Genomic DNA, 19,337 nt, shown 5'->3' with positions numbered 1-19,337 from the left:
CCAGGGACGAGGCTGCTCGAACATCTCGCCCTTCCGGGGACAGGGCTGGTTGGACCGTACAGATCTCCGCCCTCCTCATGCACGGGCTGAGGAGGGCGGGGGGACGACCGCTTCGGGCGTGGTTTCCGCTGACCGGGGTCCTATGTCAGCGGGGTCTCACGGCTTGCCGTCGGTGCGGGCTTCGGCGGTGGTCTTCAGGTCGCGCAGCCACGCCTCGAGGCCTGTGCCGAGGATCTTGGTGGCGGTGGGAACGTCCGCTTCGACCTGGGTGCCGGTCCAGGTTTCCTCGGCGTGTACGCGCACACCGCCCTTGACCTTGGTGAAGGTCCACAGGTGCACGCCCTCGTCGATGCGCACCCCTTCTCCGATCGCGGGTCCGCTCCACAGGATGCAGGCGTCGCGCTGGAGCTGCCGGACGGTGGAGGTGATGTGCATGGTGGTGGCGGGGGTCGTGGGGGTGGGGGGCGCCGGGGTGGTCCACCGGAACCGCGAACCCTTGCGGAGAAGGCCGGGGTCGAGGAGTTCCATGGTGCGGACGGGGGCCTGCCAGGTGGGCCAGCGTTCCACGTCGGTCTGCAGCTTGAAGATGGTGCTCAGCGGCGCCTTGATCACGATGTCGGACCGGTAGCGGATACGGGCGGTGGTGTCGACGCCTTCGCCGCGGCACTGGGACCCACCCCCGAGGGGAGCGGTCCGGGACGGAGCAGGGGCAGCCTGGGCGGCCGGGACGCTGCTTGCGAGGACGCCGGCGACGGCGAGCGAGATCGTGAGCGCGGCGGTGCGCACGCGGGTCCGGGGGCGGGACTGCTGAGCGGGCGAGTTCGCGGGGCCGTTGCTGAACATGGTGTTCCTCTCATTCTGGGATCGGGATCGGATGCTCGGGAGGGGGTGCTGGCGCGGAGGGTGAGTGCGGGGGCGCGCGGTCCGGCCCGGAGCGAGGCGGTACGCGAGCTCGCCGGCCGAGACCGCGAGAAACTCGCCGACGGCGGGTGCTCGCTCCAGCTCCGTCAGCGCCGGGGGGCTCGAAGGATGGTCACGATGAGTGCGGCGGACGCGGTGACGATCAGCCCCACGGAGGCGGGGTGCATGTCCTTGGACAGGCTTGGCGCGCCGTCGGGCCGCGTCAGCCATACGACGAGCGGGATTGCGTATGTGAGGGCGAGAAGCGTGGCCGCCCAGCGGACCGTCCGGTCGCGGGCGTGGCGGAGAGCGCCGACCAGCGCGATCGCGACCGGAACGATCGCCAGCAGGGCGAACTGGCCGAGAACCATGACGGGGACCGCCCAGGAGGCGACGGTCACCGCCGGCGGAGTACTCCGGCCCGCACGGATGGGTGGCTTGGATGTGGTGGTCATGGCGTTCCCTTCGTCTGGCTGGGCCCATGGCTACGGACCCGCACCGCGCAACCACGACGAGCTAGAGGCTCATGTGTTCGTTAGAAGTTATAACTAAACAAGAAGGGGAGTGTCAATAAGCTTCGTGATAGCCTCTAACTATCTTTTTAACTTGTAGCTTCACGGGTGGGGAAGGCGGCAGGGCATGGCGGAGACGGACGCGAAGACCCCGCGCGAGCGCTACCGAACTCAGGTGCGTGCAGAGATCAAGGAACACGCGTGGGAGCAGATCGCCGCGACGGGGACGTCCGCGCTCTCCCTCAACGCGATCGCCAAGCAGATGGGCATGAGCGGACCAGCGCTCTACCGCTACTACGCCAACCGCGACGAGCTGATCACCGAACTCGTCCGGGACGCGTACCGAAGCCTCGCCGACACCCTCCGCTCGGCCTCCGTCGCAGGTGCCGGCCTGGCCGTACTGGCACACGCCGTGCGCGGCTGGGCCCTGGAGGACCCCCAGCGGTATCTCCTCATCTACGGCACCCCCGTCCCCGGCTACCACGCGCCCGACGACATCACGGCCGTCTCATCCGAGATCATGATGATCCTGCTCGACGCCGGCTCGACGTCACCCCGGGAACGCCCCGCCACGCCGTTCGACATCCACCTGGAACGCCACCGGGATTGGGCGGATGGCCACCCCGCCCCGCCCGCGGTCCTCCACCAGGCCCTGAGCTTCTGGACACGGCTCCACGGCGTCCTGTCCCTGGAGCTCTCCGGCCATTTCACCGGTATGGGATTCGACCCCGCCCTGCTCTACGCGGCCGAACTGGACGACCTGCTGATGCCCTGACAGGAGCGCCCGTCCATGCCGCCGTGGCCTTCATCCCCGCCGGCGCACATGACGCTGAGCTCACACGCTGCGGCAGTCTTCCCGCGGGCCCACTCTGCCCCCACCTGATATAAGAAGGTGCATGATCGTCGACCCCTCCCACGTCGGCCCCTACCGTCTGGAGAGGCTGCTGGGCGAAGGCGGGCAGGGCGCGGTCTACCTCGGTGTCGACCCGTCGGGCGGCCGGGTGGCGATCAAGCTCCTGCACGCCAGGCTGGCCCACGACGCCGGCAACCGCCGCCGCTTCCTGCACGAGGTGGAGGCGGCCCGCCGGGTCGGGCCGTTCGGCACCGCCCAGATCCTGGACGCCGACGTCCAGGGCAACCAGCCCTACATCGTCAGCGAGTACATCCCCGGCGAATCGCTCCAGCAGCTGATCACCCGTGAGGGGCCGCGTGCCGCCGGCGGCACGCGGCGCCTGATGCTTGCCACCGCGGCGGCGCTGAAGGCCATCCACGAGGCCGGGATCGTGCACCGCGATTTCAAGCCGAGCAACGTGCTGCTCGGACCGGACGGGCCGCGCGTCATCGACTTCGGCATCTCCCGCGCGCTGGAGGGCACGACCATGCAGTCCAGCGCCGTGGTCGGCACGCCGCCGTACATGTCGCCCGAGCAGCTGCGCGGCGCGGCCGTGGGGCCGGAGTCGGACGTGTTCTCCTGGGCGGTCACCATGGTGTTCGCCGCGACCGGGCGGCCGGCGTTCGGCCAGGACAGCATGCCGGCGGTGTTCAACCGCATCCTCAACCACGAGCCCGACCTGACCGGCGTCCCGCCGGAGTTACGCGGCCTGCTGGGCGCGTGCCTGGCCAAGGAGCCGCACCACCGGCCGGACGCGAGCGGGCTGGTGCGGCTCATCGTCGGCGAGGAGGCGCCGCCCGGACCGCAGGCCGTGGCACGGGGCCAGGAGCCTGACCCGGCCGGCGAGCGGCCCTGGGGCCTGGCCTTCGCGGCGCAGATCATCACGACCCTCGCCGCCGCGGTGGTCTTCCTGATCGCCGCGGAGCTTGACTCCCGGCAGTGGCCGGACATCCCCGTTCCCGGGACGGACGGCCTGCCGTTCTGGCCCACGATCCTGACCGGCCTGGCCGCAGGTGGCGCGATCGCGCTGGTGCTGCGCCTGCTGGCGAGACGGAGCTGAGCATGGACTTCCCCTTGATGCTCGCCGTCCTCTTCGCCGCCGCAGCGGTGGCCGTCACCGCCCGGATCGTCGCCGTCCGGGGCCGCACCTTCCTGGCGCGGCACCGCCTCCTGCTGGCTGTGACGCTGCTGCCGTTGCAGCCGGTGCTCGGCGTGGGCGTCGGTGTGCTGCTGATCACCCAGTGGGACCACGTCGACGGCAACAGCCTGGTCTTCGGCGTCATCGCCTACCTCGCCGGGTTGATCGCCTTCGGCATCGTCGCCGGCGTGCAGGAGCTGCGCCGAGCCCGGCGCCGCTGACGGCCGGGCCCGCTGGGGCAGGCGTTCGCCGAGTGCGGGCGGATCGCCAAGACCCTGCGCCTGCTGCGGGCCGTCGACCCGGTCGACGACACTTGTCGAAGGCAGCTGAACCGGCAGCTGACTGTCCAGGGGTCGAGGCACAAGCTCGCCCGCGACGTCTGCCACGGCAAGCATTGCCAGATCATGCAGGCGTACCGGACAGGGCAGGAGGACCAGCCGAGGGCTCCTGCCGGCGGCCTGCTCGCGACGGAGAAGGGTGTGGCACGGTCGTTTTCAGAAGGTGAGCAGGATCTTGCCGAGCGCTCCGCCTGCTTCGAACCGCTCGTGGGCGCTGCGGACCTCGTGGAAGGGGCAGCGGTGCGCGATGCGTAGCCGGAGTTCGCCTCTGTCTACGAGGGCGGCGAGGTGGGCGAGGTGATCCCGGTCTTCCTGGACGTAGCTCTTGGCGGCCCCGGGGATGTCGGGCAGGGGGTGGTCAGCGATGGAGACGTACCGTCCCCCTGAGGCGAGGGCGGGGCCCGCGGCGGTGCCTGCGGTGTCCAGTACTGCCGTATAAGTGGAGATCGGCCGGGGTGTGCCAGACGCGTTCGGCGCCGAGTTCCCGGGCCGCTTCGAGGTGCTCGGGACGTGAGACCAGGGCGTCGACGGTGGCCCCGGTGTGGCGGGCGAGCTGGACGGCCATGCCGCCCACGGCACCGGCCGCGCCGGTGACCAGAACGTGGTCTCCGTCGGTGACTGCTGCTTGCTTGAGGGCCTGCAGCGCCGTCACTCCGGCCAGCGGAAGCGCCGCGGCATCCGCCAGCGGAACCGTGGTGGGGGCGGCCGCCAGCAGCCGGGCGGGCAGGGCGACCTGCTCGGCCCAGGTACCGCGGCCGGTGGCGATCTGCGCGGACATCGCGATCACCTGGTCCCCGGGGCGGTAGCCGGGGTGGTCGGTGGCGGTGACGACTCCGGCCAGGTCCCACCCCAAGGTGGCGGGGAGTTCGGGCCCGACCTCCCATGCGCGGGTCTTCCAGTCCACCGGGTTCAGGCTGCTGGCGACGGTACGGATCAACACCTCATCGGCTCCCGGAGCGGGCTGGGGAACTTCCCGGACGGACAGGACTTCGGGCCCGCCGTGGCTGGCGATCCGGATCGCGCGCATGGCGACCTCCTTTGCGGGGCGAATGGACGGGGAATCAGGCGGCGGTGAGGGTGGAGACTTCGGGTTCGGCGTCCTGCGCCGTCCGTGTCCGGGGCAGGACGAGATAGGTGAGGGCCAGTCCGATCAGGCTCAGCACCGCGCCCGCCAGGCCGGTCCAGCGCAGAGCGCCGACGGCGACGATCGCGCCGCCGATGACCGAGCCGGCTGCGGCGCCCAGGTTGAAGGCGCCCACGTTGGCGGAGACGGCCAGGGTCGGGGCGGCGCCCGCGTGGTGCAGGATCAGTCCCTGCAGCGGGGCGATGGTCGCGGTGGCGAGCAGGCCGAGCACCAGGACCGCGGCCACGGCGGCGGGCTGCCACACCGCGGCGAACGGAATGAGCAGGAGCGTCCCCGCCAACCCGCCGAAGACCCCGCGTACGGTTGCGCTCATCGATTTGTCGGTCAGCTTTCCGGCGGTGAGATTGCCGAGGAAACTGCCCACGCCGTAGGCGAGCAGCAGACCTGAGACCGCCGCGGCGGAGAAGCCGGAGACACGGGTCAGCAGCGGGGCGATGTAGGTGAACACTGTGGCGACCCCGGAGAAACCCACCGCGGTAGTGGCGATGGCGAGCATGACCGGCCGACGCGCCACCACGCGTATCTCGTCACGCAGTCGCGTGGCCGGCGCCTCCTGCCGGGGCAGCACCGCGGCCAGGAGAACGGTGCCCGCCACGGCAAGAGCGGTCAGCACAGCGAACGGAGCCCGCCATCCGGCACTCTGCCCGAGCAGCGCCCCCAGGGGCACCCCGAGGAGCGTGGCCACGGTGAAGCCGGAGGCGACGGTGGCGATGGCCGAGCCCGTCTTCTCGGCCGGGACCACCCGGGTCGCCGTCACCAGCGCCAGGGCCAGGAAGGCGGCGTGGCTGAGCGAGGACACCACGCGGCCCACCAGGAGCAGGCCGAACGAAGGCGCCAGGGCGCTGATCGCGCTGCCTGCCGCGAACAGCACCATCAGGCCGACGGCGAGCCCCTTGCGCGGCAGACGCGCGGTCAGCAGGGCCATGACGGGCCCTCCGACCACCACTCCGAGCGCGTATGCGGTCACCGCTTGTCCAGCGGTTCCCACGGAGACGTCCAGATCAGCTCCGACCTGGGGCAGCAGGCCGGAGATCAGGTACTCCGAGGTACCCACGACGAAGACGCTCGCGCACAATGCCGCGAGCGTCGCGAAACCCTTGTTCACGTTCATGCTGCAGACGCTAAAGTCTCACATCAATATGAGAGTCAAGTCGGGCAGACAAGGTCCGCGCGGCCATCAGGAGGTTCTTGTGCGTATCGGCGAGCTGTCCCGGCGGACCGGCGTGGCCGTGCACCTGCTGCGCTACTACGAGGAGCAGGGCCTGCTCCACCCGCAGCGGCGTCCCAGCGGTTACCGGGAATACGTCGAAGAGGACGTTGCCGTCGTCCGCCGCATCCGCAGCCTCCTGGCCGCCGGTCTGAACACCTCAACGATCACCACGGTCCTGCCGTGCCTGCGGGACACCGGCGACCGTCTCGTCCCCACCTGCTCAGACCTGCTCGCCAACCTCCACCGAGAGCGCGACCGCATCGCTCGGATCATCACCGACCTTCAGACCTCCATGAACGCGCTCAATGACGTCATCGCCGCGGCCCCGGCCGACGTCACTAGGCGCATGAACGAAGCGGTTCTCATAAATGGTCATCTGTGAGAGTTCTGCGAGCCCTTCGGCCTCGATCACGTTTCCGCAGGTGATCGCTCACGAGAGTCCCCTCAAAACCAGCGTGTTGCGCGAAGGAGCTCCGCGAGGCTGCCGCCATGGGCGTGACGCCCGATCAGGCCGCATTGGGGCGCTGGTCCGCGCCGGCGATCTCGACTGGACGATCCTGCGCCCGAGCGGGCTCTACCGCCTGCCGTCGATCGCCGACCACACCCTCGTCGAAGGCCACGCCGACGGCAGGTTCACCGCCCGTGTCGACCTGGCCGCGAGCATGCCGGCCCTGCTGGACGACGACCGCTGCCTCCGCACCACCGTCAGCGTCGTCACCACCGTCGACAACCCCACCTTGCTCCAGTGGATCCGCCGCGAAGCTCTCACCAGAAGCTGAGCCGACGCGCCCGCGTCCCGGCCGGCTCCCGGTGGCGGGCGGCGTGCTTACGCACCGATGGAGGTGCCGAACTCCGCTTCGATGACCTTGAACATGGGGTCCCAGGACTTCCACTCGGTGTTGGTGTGGACGGCGACGGTGTGCCGGCCGTCGGGGGTGCCGACCACGAAGCACCAGGAGCCCCAGAGGCTGCCGCCGACGCCGCGCAGCGTCCGGCCGCCGGTCGCCTGCTTGTCGAACTCGAACAGGCCCAGGCCGTAGCGGGTGTGCGGCATCCAGTAGCTGCCCTCGGTGGAGACGGTGGTCCACATCTGCCGGTGCTGGGCGGGCGGCAGCAGGCTGCCGGTGGTCATCGCGTTGAAGAAGCGGATCATGTCCGCCGTGGTGGAGACGACGTTGCCGGCCGACCAGCCCCATGCGGAGTTGAACTCGGTGACGTCCAGGGGCGGCAGGCCGGGCTCCTCCATCAGCGATTCCCAGTTCTCCGGGGTGACTGTCGCCGGGTCGACGCCGTCTTTGAAGAACAGGTTGGAGTAGCCTCGCGGGTGCGGATCGGGGTATCCGGTGTCCTGGGCGGGGCGCACGCGGGTGTGGGTCAGGCCGAGCGGCCGGGTGACCCTGCGCTCGACCTCGTCGGCGTAGCTGTTGCCGGTGACCTTCTCGATGATCGCGCCGGCGAGGTAGAAGCCGCCGTTGGCGTATTCGAAGCGTTCGCCGGGCGCGCCGACCGGCGGCTGGGACACCGCCACCCTCAGCAGTTCCGCGGTGGTGAAGGTGTCGAAGCGATGCTGGTCGAACCCGGAACGGGTGGCGTAGCGGTGGCTGATCTCCGGGGCCAGGCCGGTGGCGAACAGGCCACCGGTGTTGCTGAGCAGGTGTCTGATGGTGATCTTGTTGCCGTCGTAGCCGTTGACGTCCAGCACGCCGGGCAGGTGGGCGTTGACCGTGTCATCGAGGCTCAGCCGGCCCTCGGCCTCCAGGGCCAGAAGTACGGCGGCGGTGAAGGCCTTGCCGCTGCTGCCGGCGTGGAAGTACTCGCCCGGCACGCGTGGGGAACCGGTCTCGATGTCGGCCACGCCGGCGGTGCCGAACCAGGTGCGGTCGCCGTCCTTGACCTCGGCGACGATGCCGGGGACGCCGACCTCGGCCACGCTCCAGTCGAGCACCTGCTGCACCTTCTCGTGTGCTGTCATTGCACTGCCTTTCGGACGTTTCTTCGGTACGTCCTCCACGGTGTCCACCGGGGAGGACGTTTCTTCGGTACGTCCTCCACGGTGTCCACCGGCGCTTACATGCCTCTTAGAACGCTCTTTCAGCCGGCGTGGTGCCACTTTCAGCGGCACGTGCGCGACTTTGTGCTCATAGCCTTTGGGCATGCGGATTGAGGTGCTGGGACCGGTCCGGGTCTATGCCGACGACGGCGCGCCGATCGATGTCGGCGGTGTCATGGTCCGTGCGCTGCTGGCCCGGCTGGCACTGGCCGAGGGCGAGACGGTGTCGGTGGATGCACTCGTTGACGGCCTGTGGGGGGAGCACCCGCGCGGGGGCACCGTCAATGCGCTGCATGGGCTGGTGCATCGGCTGCGCAAGGCTCTGGGCGGGGCCGGGGCCGTGGAGAGGGCGGCCGGCGGGTACCGCCTGCACATACGCGCCGAGGACGTCGACGCCTGTAGGTTCGAGGAGAAGGCGGAGCGGGGCGGTCGCGAACTGGCCGCGGGCGCCGCGCAGCGAGCGGACTCGCTGCTGGAGGAGGCGCTGGCGCTGTGGCGGGGAGACGCGCTGGCCGACGTGCGCGATGCCCCCTTCGCCGGTACGGCCGGCGCGCGGCTGGAGGAGCTGCGCGTCGCGGCCATCGAAGACCGGTTCGAGGCGGAGCTGCGACTGGGCCGCCACGACGGGATCCTGGCCGATATGGCGGCGGTGGCCGCCGGCCACCCGTTGCGCGAACGGCTGGCCGGATTGCGCATGCGAGCCTTGCACGCGGCAGGCCGCCAGTCCGATGCGCTGGCCGTGTTCGAGCGGGTCCGCGGCACGCTCGCCGAGGAACTGGGCGTCGACCCGTCCGAGGGACTGCGCAGAACGCACCTGGCCGTGTTGCGGGGCGAGCTGGAGATCCCCGAGGCGGAACAGGCCCGGCCGGAGGCGGTGCCGGGACGCCTGCCGGCCCAGTTGACCAGCTTCGTCGGCCGGGCGGAGGAGCTGAGATCGCTGGCCGGGCTGCTGGAGACCTCTCGGCTGGTCACCGTTGTCGGCCCCGGGGGAGTGGGGAAGACCCGGCTGGCCGTGGAGGCGGTGAGCCGGCATCGAGCCCATCGGCGTGGCCGGGTCTGGCTCGTCCCCCTGGCCGGGGTGACCACGGCGGACGGGCTGCCCGAGGCGGTGCTGGGCACGCTCGGTGTCGCCGATGCCCGGCCGTCCGGCACACCGCTGGAGCGGGTGGTCAATCTGCTCGCCGGTGGCGAAGGCGTGCTGGTGCTTGACAACTGCGAACAGATCTCCGGACCCGTCGCGGAGTTCGCCGGGCAGCTGCTGGAGCGCCAGCCGTACTTGACCATCCTGGCCACGAGCCGGGAACCGCTGGAGGTCATGGGTGAGACGCTGTGCCGTCTGGGCCCGCTCGAACTGCCGCCAGCGCACGCGGATTCCGCTCAGGCCAGCGAGTCGGCCGCGGTGCGGCTGTTCCTCGATCGCGCGGTAGCCGTACAGCCCGGCTTCACGCTGGACGCGCCGACCGCGGCCACGGCAGTGGACATCGTGCGCCGGCTGGACGGGCTGCCGCTGGCCCTGGAGCTGGCCGCAGCACGGCTGCGGACCATGAGCGCCGACCAGCTCGCCCGGCGGCTGGATGACCGCTTCCGGCTGCTCAGCACCGGTAACCGGGCCGCCCAGCCGCGGCAGCGGACACTCCATGCGGTCATCGAATGGAGCTGGGACCTCCTCACCGATCAAGAACGGACGCTGGCCCGCCGAATGTCGATCTTTCTGGCGAGAACCGGGATCGCCGCGATCGAGGCGGTCTGCTCGGATGAGACGCTCCCCGCGGGCGAGGTCGTCTATCTGCTGGACTCCCTGGTCGACAAGTCCATCGTAGAGCGGGCCGGCGAGGGCTACCGGATGCTGGAGACCATCCGGGCCCATTCGGCGGACAAGCTTCGCCTCGCGGGGGAAGCCGGAGCCGTCCTGCGCAGGCTCACGCGGCACTTCGCCGACCTGGCCGAGGAACACGAGCCGCTGCTGCGCTCGGACAGGCAGGCGGAGTCGCTGCGGCTGTTCCAGGCCGAGTACGACAACCTGATGTTCGCCCTGCAAACGGCCGTCGACACCGGCGACGCCAATGCGGCGGCCCGCCTCCTCGGCCCGCTGTACTGGTACTGGGTCATGCTCCGCTACGACGCTCGGGCCGATGCCTACGTCGCCAAGGTCGCCGGGTTCGGCGACGCGCTGCCCGCGGACGCCCGGGCCGCCTTCACCGCGATCCATCTGGTAGTCGGCGAGGGCGGGCCGGTCACCGACCCCGAGCGGATGCGCGCGCTCATCGACGACTGCGCGCACACGGGCGCGCTGCGGCGTTATCCGATGCTGCTGACGACAGCGCTGATGATGGCGGCGACACTCGGGCTGGACGAGCTGGTCGACCAGGAGATCGCCCGGGTGCGCAGCGGCTCGGACCGCTGGGCGGTCGCCTGCACCTTCGTGATCGAAGCCATGCGGCATCGCGAACGGGGCGACCGGGAAAGCTCCGCGGCCGCGATGGCAGCGGCGCTGCACGCCTTCGGGGAGGCGGGCGACCGGTGGTGGACGGCGAAGACGCTGTACGGCCTGGCGCAGATCCACGCCATCGGCGGCGAGCACGACGAGGCGATCGCCGCCTACGAGCACAGCATCGCGATCGCCACCGACCTCGGCTCGCAGGACGAGGTCTCCACCCGGCTCGGGCTCGCCACCGAACGCATGCGCGCCGGCGACCTGACCGGCGCCCGGCACGACATCGAAACCGCCGAACGAGCGGCCTGGGAGCGTGGTCAGCCCATGCTGGAGATCGAGGTCCTGGGCAGCCTGGCCGAGCTGTACCGCCGATCCGGCGAGATCGAACGGGCCGACCAAGAACTCGACCGGATGGAGACACTCGCCCGCCGGCTGCGCCTTACGGCGGGGACGGTTGAGAACCTACTGGTGCCCGCCAGGATGGCGAACCTCCTCACCGCCGGGGACGCCGCCGCCGCGCGCGAGCTGCTGCCCCGTGCCGTGCAGGCGGCGCAGGCGCACATGGACACCGCTTGGGCCGCCCAGCTCCTGGCCCGGCTGCTGTTGCTGGAGGACGATCCGGCCGGCGCGGCCACCGCGCTCGGCCTGAGCCGGGCCATCCGCGGCACCTTCGACCACGGCGACACCGAACTGCGCGCCCTTGCGGAGGTACTCGCGGAACGGCTCGGCCGTACCGGATACGACACCGCCTACCGGCGGGGCGCCGACATGACACCCCACGAGGCCACCGACCGGCTGACAGAGCTGCGCGGATAGGCCGCGGGCGGGCGTCGTCATGGGCCGGGCGGCTCGGCCGGCCCAGGATGCGGGCCCGTTCGAGCACCTCGGCCTCCGGCAGCAAGGCGGCCCCGGAAAACGGTTCGACGGCTCTGCGGAGCCCTGACACAGTGGCGCACTATGACGGACTTCGAGCTTGTGACCGACGCGGACGTGCAGCTCATGCAGGGGCTGGCGCAGCGTGTCACCGCCACCCGCCCGGACCTGGTGAACAGCGACGCGACGTTCGGCGAGCTGGCCTGGAACTGGGGCAAGGGGCACGCCGGCGACGGCGCAAGCTGGCCGCGTCGGCTGTGGTTGTCTGGCGGGGATCTGGTGGCCTGGAGCTGGGCCCATCTTCCGCACCAGGTGAGGTTGAGCGACGGGTCGGTGAAGGACGTCACCGGCGCCTATCTGGCGTATCAGGTCCATCCCGACCATGCCGGGCTGGTTGACGAGGTGATCGACTGGTACGACGGTACGGCGGCGGGCATCGAGCGTACGGTGAGGCCGAGCGCCGCAGATGAGTTCGCCCTGAAGCGATGGGCGGCGCACGGCTACGAGACCGACCCGGCCTCGCTCGGCGACACCGGGCACTGGACCCAGCTCAACGAGCGGGACCTCGCCGACGTGGAACAGCCGGTGCTGCCAGACGGATTCCGGTTCCGCACCGCCGACGAGGCCGGGCCGAAGGCCGCGGTCCAGGCCCATCTGGACGCCTGGGCTCCCTCGACGTACACGGTCGAGGGCTACCAGGGCGTCCGGCAGACGGCGGGGTACCGCGGCGACCTGCACATCCTGGTGGAGGCGCCGGACGGGACGATGGCATCCTCGACGATCATGTGGCTCGACGGAGCGAACAAGACCGCTGAGTTCGAGCCGGTCGGGACGCATCCGGACTACCGGCGTCTGGGGCTGGCAAGGGCGATGCTTCTGCACGGGATGCATCTGGCGCGGGCGGCCGGGGCCACTCATATGACGGTCCCCTGCCTGGGTGCGCCGGGGCATCCCAAGGCGCGCGGGCTGTTCTACAGCGTCGGGTTCCGGGAGTCCGTGCGGGACGCGCCGCTCATCAAACCCAAGACCGCGGGCTGAGGACCGATAGTTCGGGTAGCCGCCGGGCCCTCATGGCCGGGAACCGACCCGGCGTCATGTGGCGGACGGTCCCGCCTGATCTATCCTGCGACCCATGCTGATCACAGATGTTGAGCTGGCCTGTACGGCAGCGCAGGTAGGAGCAGCCGTCGTGCGCACCATGTTCGGCACACCGCTGGCGCGCCTGGAGAAATCCGGTGGTGACTTCGCCACGGTCGCCGATGTGGAAGCGGAGAAGGCCATCCTTGACACGATCGGTGCCGCCCGGCCCGGCGATGCCGTGATCGGTGAGGAGAGCGGGCGTACGGGCTCGGCGGAGGCGGAGCGCAGGTGGCTGGTCGACCCTCTGTGCGGAACGCTGAACTACGCCGTGCACAGCATGCTGGTCGCGGTGAACGTCGCCCTGCGTGTGGGATCGGACATCACGGCGGCGGCCTCGGCCGACCCGTTCACCGAGGAGGTGTTCTGGACCGACGGCGTCCACGCCTACGTCCGCCGCGACGGCCTGGACAAGCCGCTCCAGCCGTCGCCCGATTCACGGCTGGTGGACGTCAACCTCGACCCGCCCTTCCCGAACTCGCCCGCTTTCCGTGCTGCCGCACTGCTCGCCGAGCCGGGATTCGCCGAGCGGTTCCGCCCGCGCGTCGTCTCCACCACCCTGGCTGTGGCCTGGGTCGCCGCCGGTCGGCGAGCCGCCTACGTCACCGACGGCCGACAGCATGACAGTGTGCACTTCGCCGCCGGGATCGCGTTATGCCGGGCTGCTGGATGCGTGGTGACCGGCCTCGACGGCCGGCCGCCGCACGCCGGCGTAGGCGGGCTCGTCGTGGCGGCCGACCAGGAGACCCACGCGGCGCTGCTGGATCTGATCCGCAACCAGTAGTCCCGAAAGTGGGCTTACCCGACAAGGCCGTGGGACGACAGCCGCCGCTACTTTCTGGAGGTAGGTTTCTGGACGGGCATCGACGCGGCGACCGCCTGGCGGCTGCGCGCGATACCAACCCGGTCGCCGGCGTCGCCAACCGCAAGTCTCCTTCGGGTCCGAGCCGGCGGCGACGCCAGCCGGATGGTCAGGGACGTCGACCAAGCTCTGCGCGACATCGCGGCCCAGCACGGCGGCCTCACCCCCGAGGATGCCATCGCCTACGTCAAGCGGCTGGCCGCCTCATGGCGGGTCGGCCCAGTGCAGGGCGACGTACGGCTCGGCCTGGCCGCAGTAGCGGACCCGCTCCCGGGTGATGCGATAGCGGGCGTGCATCTCCGGCTGGTCGGGCGAGTGGCGCGGGACGGGGACGGTAAGGATGCCGATGTCCTGGTCGACGTGGGTGAGCAGGCCGTGACAGGGGCCGCCGAGACAGATGGCGTTGCAGTCGTGGTGGCCGGCCGGCGCGAGCTCGTTCATGCGGGGGAGGCGTGGGTCTCGGTGACCTCGACCGAGGCCCGGACCTGCCGGCCGGCTGCCAGGTCGAGCTCGGCCGGCGCGGCGGGGATGAGGTCGGCGAAGGCGGCGACGGGGCCATCGAGGTGGACACGGGCGTTGTCGCCGTGCCGCTCGACGTCGCCGATCGTGGCCTGCCACGCGTCGCGGGGGCTGCCGTCCGGCCGCGAGCGGTACGGCGCCACGGCGGGCGGCCCGAACGCTGCCGGAAGGACATCACGCGTCCGGCGGCTCCGCCGGGCGGGGCCGCCGGATCGGCGCGCGGGAGTGACCATGCGGGTCAGGGAGCCTCGAAGCCGGCCTTGGTCAGCACGTCCTTGCCCTGCTGTGACAGCACCAGATCGACGAACTGCTTGGCCAGGTCACCAGCGGGCGCCTTGGTCAGCGTGGCGATCGGGTAGTCGTTGACGGCCTTGTCCGCCTCGGGGAACGCGATGCCCTGCACCTTGCCGGCCGAGGCGATCACGTCGGTCTTGTAGACCAGCGCCGCGTCCACCTCGCCCAGCTCGACCTTGGTGAGGGTGGCCTTGACGTCCTGCTCCAGCGTGACGGGGGTGACCTTCAACCCGGCCGCGTCCAGTGCCTTGACCGCCGCGGCGCCGCACGGCACCTGCTCGGCGCACAGCGCCACCTTCACCTTCGGATCGGTGAGGTCTCTGATCTCGTCCACCTTGGCCGGGTTGTCGGCGGGCACGGCGATCTGCAGCTTGTTGCGCACGAACGTGGTCGGCGCGCTCGCCAGCGACGCGTCCGTCACGGTCTTCATGGTGGCCGGGCTGGCGGCGGCGAACACGTCCGCCGGCGCCCCCTGGGTGATCTGCTGGGCCAGCGTGGCGCTGGAGCCGAAGTTGAACTTCACCGTCGTACCTGGATGCGCGGCTTCGAAGGTCTTGCCGAATTCGGTGAACGTGCCGGTCAGCGACGCCGCCGCGAACACCGTCACCTCCTTGGCCCCGCCACCGGCCGCGGAAGCCGACGCCGAGGTCGTGGCCGGCCCGCCGGATCCGCACCCGGACACGCCCGCCAGCGCGAGTGCGACGGGCAGGGCGATCGCCCATCGGGAAAGACGCCTGAACACCAAGGGGGGCTCCTCACAAGTGACTGGCCGCGCGTTCGCGACCGGATATCTCCACGACGACGTTGATGGACTTGATCACGATGACCGCCACCACTCCCGACAAGCCCTCACTCTACCTCTCGCATATTCCAGTTCGAATACCGGCTTTCCATCGCAATAGCAGCGTGTCTTACGGTTCTGCCATGGCATCCACGAGACCTCAGAAACCCTCCGCGGGCGCCGGTTCTCCGCGCCGCGGGGCGGTCGCGGCCGCGATCGCCCTACTGGTCGCGCTCACGCCCGCCGCCGCAGCCGCCGACGGCGCGGGCCGGGGAAGCGCGGGCGTGCTGGCCATATCGACGAGCGCGGTCCAGCCGCCCTTCAGCCTCGAGCCTCCACCGGTGGCGCGGCCTCAAAGGCGCGCGACAAGCCGCTCAGGGGCACTTCCGCGCCAACCGTGATCGGTAGTGTGAACCGGTCGTTCTCCTCCTGGCGGACGGCCGCCACCATCCGGGTCAGTGTCGTGATCCCTGGCGGCAGCACCCGGTTGTTCACCAGCCACACCACCGCCCGGTCGAACAGCGCCCGCGGCCCCTCAATCGAGGAGCAGACCCGGGCGGCAAGGAAGGTCCGCAGCTCCGTCTCTCCCGCGGCGACGGCTCGGTAGCGGACCGCCCATAGCGGGCCTCTTGCTCAGCAGACAGATACTCGACAGGCATGCCGAGGACCGTGCGCTCCGCTGAGCAGGAAAAACGAGACCCGTCACCGAACCGGAACCAAGATCGGTCTTCTACCGCCAATTTCCCTTCCGATACTCCCCGAGGGCCGCCCTACGGCAATTCCTCATCCTGTACGGCCGGCGCGGCAAGCGCCACCCGCGCCCCGAGATGGAGCCCACCGCTGGCGTCCAGCACCTGCCCGGTCACCCAGCGGGCATCGTCGGAGGCAAGGAGGGCCACCACGTCGGCCACGTCCTCGGCCCGGCCGACTCGCCCCAGCGCCGCCTGCCCGGCGAGGAACGCCGCCGCCTCCGGGGGGAACAGCGACGTGTTCGCCTCGGTCATGGTCGCGCCGGGGGCGACGACGTTCACGGTGATGCCGCGCTCGCCCAGTGCCAGGGCGAGGGTGCGGCTCATGGTCTCCACCGCGCCCTTGGTCATGGCGAAGGAGGTCTGTGCGGGGTTGGCGATCCGGGTGACGGCCGAGGAGACGCTGATGATGCGTCCGCCGTCGGCCAGCAGCGGGAGCGCGCGCTGGATGATGAAGTAGGGCGCCTTGACGTTCACCGCGAAGAGCCGGTCGAACTGCTCGGCCGTGTCGGTCTCGATCGGACCGGCCGGGGCGGCCGCGGCGTTGTTGACCAGGATGTCCAGGCGCCGTCCGGCCGGGCCGGCCTCCAGCTCGGCGAACAGCGCGTCGACGGCTCCCTCGGTCTCCAGGTCCGCGCCGATCGGGAATGCGCGCCCGCCGACCCGCTCGATCCGCTCGACCGTCTCCTGTGCCGCCGCCGCGTCCTTTCCGTAGTGGACGGCGACCAGGGCCCCGTCGGCGGCGAGACGTTCGGCGACCGCCCGCCCGATACCGCGTGAGGCCCCGGTCACCAGTGCCGTCTTGTCCGTCAGTCGTCTCATTGCGTGCCTCGCAAACATGTTAATAACTATCACTGTGATAGTTTGTACCGGATGGCAGAGGAATCGACAAGCCTGCGCGAGCGGCGCCGGGCAGAGACCCGGCGCGCCCTGCAGGTGCACGCAGTCCGCCTGTTCATGGCGCGGGGCTACGACGCGACCACGATCAACGACGTCGCGCAGGCGGCCGGGGTGTCCGTGATGACCCTGTACCGGCACTTCGCGACAAAAGAGGACCTGGTGCTCTACGACGAGTACGACCGGGAGACCGCGGCGACGCTCGCGGCACAGCACCAGGAGGAGTCACTGCGTCAGCGGATCGGCCGGGCGCTGGTGCAGACCGCCGCGACGGCCGTCGACTCCGACCGGGACCTCCTGCTCGCCCGCCTCCGCCTGATGATCTCCACACCTGCCCTGCAAGCCCGCCACCTGGACAGCCAGTACGCCACCGAGATCGCCATCGTCGACACCCTCTGCGCCGGCGCCGCCGATCCCGACCTGGAATTCCGTGTCCGCAGCACGGCCGCCGCATGCCTGGCCGCCACCCATGTCGCCCTTATCCGCTGGGCTGAAGGTGACGGCCGGCAGGACCTCCCCACCCTCATGCACCACGCCCTGACCTCAGCCTTCGACACCGCGTTCTGAAAGCGCGGATCCGCCCGTCGACAGGGAACGGCAAGCGGGGGGTCCAGCGGAACCCGGCCGCACGCTGGCGGAATGGGAGCTCGGGGAAGGGCCTGGGATGCAATGGCGGACACCCCGGAACAGGATGTACGATCCGGATCAGCGTCTCGGGACGCAACCGGTCCGCGGAAAGGGCTCAGCCCACCCGAGCCTCAGCATGCTGGTCATGGTGCCATTCCTCCTTTTCGGCCCGAAGATGCGGACGTCGGGCAGTATCCGAAAGGGAGGCTTTCGTGGTGAACCGCCTGCCCGAAAACCCCAGCCTTGACCACCTGAAGAACGAGGCCAAGCAACTGCTGCGCGGCGTGCGTGCGGGCGAGGCCCGCGCGCTCGCGACGGCCGGAGGGTGGCTGCGTCCGGAACCGCCGTCGGACCTGCGGTTGGCCGATGCGCAACTGATCGTGGCCCGCAAGTACGGCTTCACGAGCTGGTCGCGGCTGCGGGCCCACCTGAAGATGGTGGGCACGTTCGCGCGCCGGCCACTCGCGGTGGGCCCTTCGGCCGACCCCGCAACCGAGTTCCTGCGGCTGGCCTGCCTGACCTACGGCGGACCCGCGAGCACCGAGGCCGCGGCGCGGCGGCTGGCCGCCCATCCCGAGATAGCCGACGCGTCGGTGTGGACGATGGCGGCAGTAGGCGACGCGGCGGGGATAGCCCGCGTGGTCGCGGTCGACCCCGCGCCGGTCCGGGCATCCGGTGGCCCCTTCGGCTGGGAGCCGCTGCTGTATCTGGCCTTTTCACGAGTGGCACAGGCCGACGCGGTGGGGGCGGCACGGGTGCTGCTGGCGGCGGGAGCCGATCCGAACACCGGCTACCTGCCTGAGGGGCTGGGGCCGCCGCTCACTGCTCTGACCGGGGCACTGGGCGGGGGAGAACTGAGGCAACCGCCGCACCCGCAGGAGCTGGAACTGGCCCGAGTGCTCCTGGAGGCCGGGGCGGACGCCAACGACGGCCAAGCCCTGTACAATCGCGGAGTCGGGGGTGACGACACCGGCTACCTGGAGTTACTGCTGGAGTTCGGCCTCGGCCGCGGGAACGGCGGGCCATGGAAGGCCAGGCTGGGACGCATACAGGACTCGCCGGTCCGCATGCTGGCGAACACGGTGCTGACAGCTGCGTTGCGCGGCCAGGCACGCCGGATGCTGTGCCTGCTGGCGCACGGCGCGCCCGCAGATGCCAAGGACGACAGGCATGCGTTCTTCGGCGGGCACACGGCGCTGGAGCTGGCTCTGCTCGGTGGGCATACGCAGGTTGCGCGGCTCCTTGCCGACGCCGGCACCTCCAGCACGCTAGGCGGGTTGGAGGCCGTGGAAGCGGCGATCATGCGAGGGGATCGCGGGGAGCTCGAACGCCTGGTGAGCGGCGACCACGCACTGGTCCGGCGCCTGCTGACAAAGCGGCGGGACCTGCTCATCAAGGCCGCGGAGTACGGCCGGGTGCCGGCCGTACGGCTGGCCTGCGCGCTGGGCTTCGACGTGAACGCACGCCTCCCGTCGACGGCGTTGCACAAGGCTGCGCGGGCAGGCGACCTGCCGATGGCGCGAGCGCTTCTGGAGCTGGGAGCTGACCGGTCACTACGGGATCACGACTACGACGCCACCCCGTTGGAGTGGGCACAGTTCGGTGGCCAAGCTGAGGTGGCGGAGTTTTTGAGCCAGTAGCGGCCGGCTCACTCACGAGTGAGCGACGGTGAGCGCGGGGCCGCACATAGGAGCGCCAAGTCGGGACGGCGTCCCGCCGTTGGCAGTGGCCGGGGCGCTTTCGGTGGCAACCGCCAACGATTGAGCCTTCCCGACGCGCTGCGCGGCTCAGGGTCGGTCCGGGCAGTCCGTGATCCATGCCGCCGGTACGTCGTGAGCAGGCAGGGCAATCGCCCGGAGGTGGGCCGGGGGCGCCACCTCCGGGCGATTGACGGTGGTCAGCGGCGCGGCACGGGCGCGACTGCGACCGCCGGCGTCAGCGGGTACAGCGGATGGAGGCACTGCCCCAGTAGTAGCCCGG

At 70.7% G+C, this 19,337-nt stretch carries 20 protein-coding genes and 2 pseudogenes; 11 read left to right on the top strand and 11 right to left on the bottom strand.

Going from position 1 to position 19,337, the window contains the following annotated elements; genetic code table 11:
* Positions 1-156: 156 nt before the first annotated feature.
* Both ACZ6R6_RS46310 and ACZ6R6_RS46305 read right to left on the bottom strand, forming a co-directional pair.
* On the bottom strand, positions 157-843 hold the full coding sequence (locus ACZ6R6_RS46310) for an SRPBCC family protein (protein WP_470103583.1): 687 nt from the start codon (positions 841-843) through the stop codon (positions 157-159).
* Between the two features lie 164 nt (positions 844-1,007).
* Positions 1,008-1,355 carry a hypothetical protein gene (locus ACZ6R6_RS46305; RefSeq protein ID WP_470103582.1) on the bottom strand — a complete coding sequence of 116 codons (348 nt, stop codon included), beginning with the start codon at positions 1,353-1,355 and terminating at the stop codon, positions 1,008-1,010.
* A 184-nt stretch (positions 1,356-1,539) separates the two neighbouring features.
* Here ACZ6R6_RS46305 and ACZ6R6_RS46300 point away from each other — a divergent pair, with 184 nt between their 5' ends.
* The 4 genes and pseudogenes from ACZ6R6_RS46300 to ACZ6R6_RS46285 all read left to right on the top strand — a co-directional run.
* Positions 1,540-2,187 carry a TetR/AcrR family transcriptional regulator gene (locus ACZ6R6_RS46300; protein WP_470103580.1) on the top strand — a complete coding sequence of 216 codons (648 nt, stop codon included), beginning with the start codon at positions 1,540-1,542 and terminating at the stop codon, positions 2,185-2,187.
* A 121-nt stretch (positions 2,188-2,308) separates the two neighbouring features.
* The gene (locus ACZ6R6_RS46295) at positions 2,309-3,364 is read left to right on the top strand and encodes a serine/threonine-protein kinase (RefSeq protein WP_470103578.1); all 1,056 of its coding nucleotides are present in this window, start codon (positions 2,309-2,311) and stop codon (positions 3,362-3,364) included.
* Positions 3,365-3,366: 2 nt separating this feature from the next.
* The gene (locus tag ACZ6R6_RS46290; protein WP_470103577.1) at positions 3,367-3,663 is read left to right on the top strand and encodes a hypothetical protein; all 297 of its coding nucleotides are present in this window, start codon (positions 3,367-3,369) and stop codon (positions 3,661-3,663) included.
* Between the two features lie 3 nt (positions 3,664-3,666).
* Positions 3,667-3,879, top strand: a pseudogene (locus ACZ6R6_RS46285) (Tn3 family transposase); the annotation flags it as partial.
* Positions 3,880-3,936: 57 nt separating this feature from the next.
* Here ACZ6R6_RS46285 and ACZ6R6_RS46280 read toward each other — a convergent pair.
* From ACZ6R6_RS46280 to ACZ6R6_RS46270, 3 genes are read right to left on the bottom strand one after another with little or no spacing between them, the layout of a single operon-like run.
* A complete protein-coding gene (locus ACZ6R6_RS46280) occupies positions 3,937-4,206 on the bottom strand; it encodes a zinc-binding dehydrogenase (protein ID WP_470103609.1) in 270 nt (89 codons plus the stop codon).
* On the bottom strand, positions 4,139-4,807 hold the full coding sequence (locus tag ACZ6R6_RS46275) for a quinone oxidoreductase family protein (protein WP_470103575.1): 669 nt from the start codon (positions 4,805-4,807) through the stop codon (positions 4,139-4,141). Before ACZ6R6_RS46275 ends, ACZ6R6_RS46280 begins: the two co-directional genes overlap by 68 nt.
* A 34-nt stretch (positions 4,808-4,841) precedes the next feature.
* Positions 4,842-6,035, bottom strand: a complete 1,194-nt coding sequence (locus ACZ6R6_RS46270) for an MFS transporter (protein ID WP_470103574.1) — start codon at positions 6,033-6,035, stop codon at positions 4,842-4,844.
* A gap of 79 nt (positions 6,036-6,114) precedes the next feature.
* Here ACZ6R6_RS46270 and ACZ6R6_RS46265 point away from each other — a divergent pair, with 79 nt between their 5' ends.
* The gene (locus tag ACZ6R6_RS46265; protein WP_470103572.1) at positions 6,115-6,516 is read left to right on the top strand and encodes a MerR family transcriptional regulator; all 402 of its coding nucleotides are present in this window, start codon (positions 6,115-6,117) and stop codon (positions 6,514-6,516) included.
* A 40-nt stretch (positions 6,517-6,556) separates the two neighbouring features.
* The gene (locus tag ACZ6R6_RS46260; RefSeq protein WP_470103571.1) at positions 6,557-6,913 is read left to right on the top strand and encodes a hypothetical protein; all 357 of its coding nucleotides are present in this window, start codon (positions 6,557-6,559) and stop codon (positions 6,911-6,913) included.
* A gap of 47 nt (positions 6,914-6,960) precedes the next feature.
* Here the strand turns inward: ACZ6R6_RS46260 and ACZ6R6_RS46255 are convergent, their stop codons facing one another.
* On the bottom strand, positions 6,961-8,106 hold the full coding sequence (locus tag ACZ6R6_RS46255) for a serine hydrolase domain-containing protein (protein WP_470103570.1): 1,146 nt from the start codon (positions 8,104-8,106) through the stop codon (positions 6,961-6,963).
* Between the two features lie 181 nt (positions 8,107-8,287).
* Here ACZ6R6_RS46255 and ACZ6R6_RS46250 point away from each other — a divergent pair, with 181 nt between their 5' ends.
* The 3 genes from ACZ6R6_RS46250 to ACZ6R6_RS46240 all read left to right on the top strand — a co-directional run bounded on the left by ACZ6R6_RS46250 (position 8,288) and on the right by ACZ6R6_RS46240 (position 13,412).
* Positions 8,288-11,434: an AfsR/SARP family transcriptional regulator gene (locus tag ACZ6R6_RS46250; protein WP_470103568.1), complete on the top strand. Its 3,147-nt coding sequence runs from the start codon at positions 8,288-8,290 to the stop codon at positions 11,432-11,434.
* Between the two features lie 141 nt (positions 11,435-11,575).
* Entirely contained in the window at positions 11,576-12,529 is a 954-nt protein-coding gene (locus ACZ6R6_RS46245; protein WP_470103567.1) for a GNAT family N-acetyltransferase, read from the top strand.
* Between the two features lie 94 nt (positions 12,530-12,623).
* Complete coding sequence (locus ACZ6R6_RS46240) at positions 12,624-13,412, top strand: inositol monophosphatase family protein (RefSeq protein ID WP_470103566.1); 789 nt, start codon at positions 12,624-12,626, stop codon at positions 13,410-13,412.
* 282 nt (positions 13,413-13,694) lie between these two features.
* Here the strand turns inward: ACZ6R6_RS46240 and ACZ6R6_RS46235 are convergent, their stop codons facing one another.
* From ACZ6R6_RS46235 to ACZ6R6_RS46215, 5 genes and pseudogenes are all read right to left on the bottom strand, one after another.
* The gene (locus tag ACZ6R6_RS46235; RefSeq protein ID WP_470103564.1) at positions 13,695-13,931 is read right to left on the bottom strand and encodes a hypothetical protein; all 237 of its coding nucleotides are present in this window, start codon (positions 13,929-13,931) and stop codon (positions 13,695-13,697) included.
* A complete protein-coding gene (locus ACZ6R6_RS46230; protein WP_470103562.1) occupies positions 13,928-14,152 on the bottom strand; it encodes a TOBE domain-containing protein in 225 nt (74 codons plus the stop codon). The genes ACZ6R6_RS46235 and ACZ6R6_RS46230 overlap by 4 nt, the downstream gene beginning before the upstream one ends.
* A gap of 95 nt (positions 14,153-14,247) precedes the next feature.
* Complete coding sequence (modA, locus tag ACZ6R6_RS46225) at positions 14,248-15,045, bottom strand: molybdate ABC transporter substrate-binding protein (protein WP_470103560.1); 798 nt, start codon at positions 15,043-15,045, stop codon at positions 14,248-14,250.
* A gap of 360 nt (positions 15,046-15,405) precedes the next feature.
* Positions 15,406-15,666, bottom strand: a pseudogene (locus ACZ6R6_RS46220) (DUF4158 domain-containing protein); the annotation flags it as partial.
* A gap of 188 nt (positions 15,667-15,854) precedes the next feature.
* Positions 15,855-16,655: an SDR family oxidoreductase gene (locus tag ACZ6R6_RS46215; protein ID WP_470103558.1), complete on the bottom strand. Its 801-nt coding sequence runs from the start codon at positions 16,653-16,655 to the stop codon at positions 15,855-15,857.
* A 51-nt stretch (positions 16,656-16,706) separates the two neighbouring features.
* On the opposite strand from ACZ6R6_RS46215, the gene ACZ6R6_RS46210 reads away from it, so the two are divergent.
* Together ACZ6R6_RS46210 and ACZ6R6_RS46205 are read left to right on the top strand one after the other, a co-directional pair.
* The gene (locus ACZ6R6_RS46210) at positions 16,707-17,297 is read left to right on the top strand and encodes a TetR/AcrR family transcriptional regulator (protein ID WP_470103557.1); all 591 of its coding nucleotides are present in this window, start codon (positions 16,707-16,709) and stop codon (positions 17,295-17,297) included.
* A gap of 272 nt (positions 17,298-17,569) precedes the next feature.
* The gene (locus ACZ6R6_RS46205; RefSeq protein ID WP_470103555.1) at positions 17,570-18,997 is read left to right on the top strand and encodes an ankyrin repeat domain-containing protein; all 1,428 of its coding nucleotides are present in this window, start codon (positions 17,570-17,572) and stop codon (positions 18,995-18,997) included.
* Positions 18,998-19,337 lie beyond the last annotated feature (340 nt).

It is taken from the genome of Streptosporangium sp. NPDC048886, assembly GCF_055586905.1.
The sequence above is the reverse complement of the archived record's forward strand: the minus strand, read 5'-3'. Positions and strand labels throughout refer to the sequence as shown.

Coding starts and splice junctions, on each gene's coding strand:
- ACZ6R6_RS46245 (WP_470103567.1), top strand. CDS start 11,576: ATGACGGACTTCGAGCTTGTGACCGACGCGGACGTGCAGCTCATGCAG.
- ACZ6R6_RS46215 (WP_470103558.1), bottom strand. CDS start 16,655: ATGAGACGACTGACGGACAAGACGGCACTGGTGACCGGGGCCTCACGC.
- ACZ6R6_RS46255 (WP_470103570.1), bottom strand. CDS start 8,106: ATGACAGCACACGAGAAGGTGCAGCAGGTGCTCGACTGGAGCGTGGCC.
- ACZ6R6_RS46240 (WP_470103566.1), top strand. CDS start 12,624: ATGCTGATCACAGATGTTGAGCTGGCCTGTACGGCAGCGCAGGTAGGA.
- ACZ6R6_RS46250 (WP_470103568.1), top strand. CDS start 8,288: ATGCGGATTGAGGTGCTGGGACCGGTCCGGGTCTATGCCGACGACGGC.
- ACZ6R6_RS46235 (WP_470103564.1), bottom strand. CDS start 13,931: ATGAACGAGCTCGCGCCGGCCGGCCACCACGACTGCAACGCCATCTGT.
- ACZ6R6_RS46305 (WP_470103582.1), bottom strand. CDS start 1,355: ATGACCACCACATCCAAGCCACCCATCCGTGCGGGCCGGAGTACTCCG.
- ACZ6R6_RS46290 (WP_470103577.1), top strand. CDS start 3,367: ATGGACTTCCCCTTGATGCTCGCCGTCCTCTTCGCCGCCGCAGCGGTG.
- ACZ6R6_RS46210 (WP_470103557.1), top strand. CDS start 16,707: ATGGCAGAGGAATCGACAAGCCTGCGCGAGCGGCGCCGGGCAGAGACC.
- ACZ6R6_RS46270 (WP_470103574.1), bottom strand. CDS start 6,035: ATGAACGTGAACAAGGGTTTCGCGACGCTCGCGGCATTGTGCGCGAGC.
- ACZ6R6_RS46295 (WP_470103578.1), top strand. CDS start 2,309: ATGATCGTCGACCCCTCCCACGTCGGCCCCTACCGTCTGGAGAGGCTG.
- ACZ6R6_RS46275 (WP_470103575.1), bottom strand. CDS start 4,807: ATGCGCGCGATCCGGATCGCCAGCCACGGCGGGCCCGAAGTCCTGTCC.
- ACZ6R6_RS46310 (WP_470103583.1), bottom strand. CDS start 843: ATGTTCAGCAACGGCCCCGCGAACTCGCCCGCTCAGCAGTCCCGCCCC.
- ACZ6R6_RS46300 (WP_470103580.1), top strand. CDS start 1,540: ATGGCGGAGACGGACGCGAAGACCCCGCGCGAGCGCTACCGAACTCAG.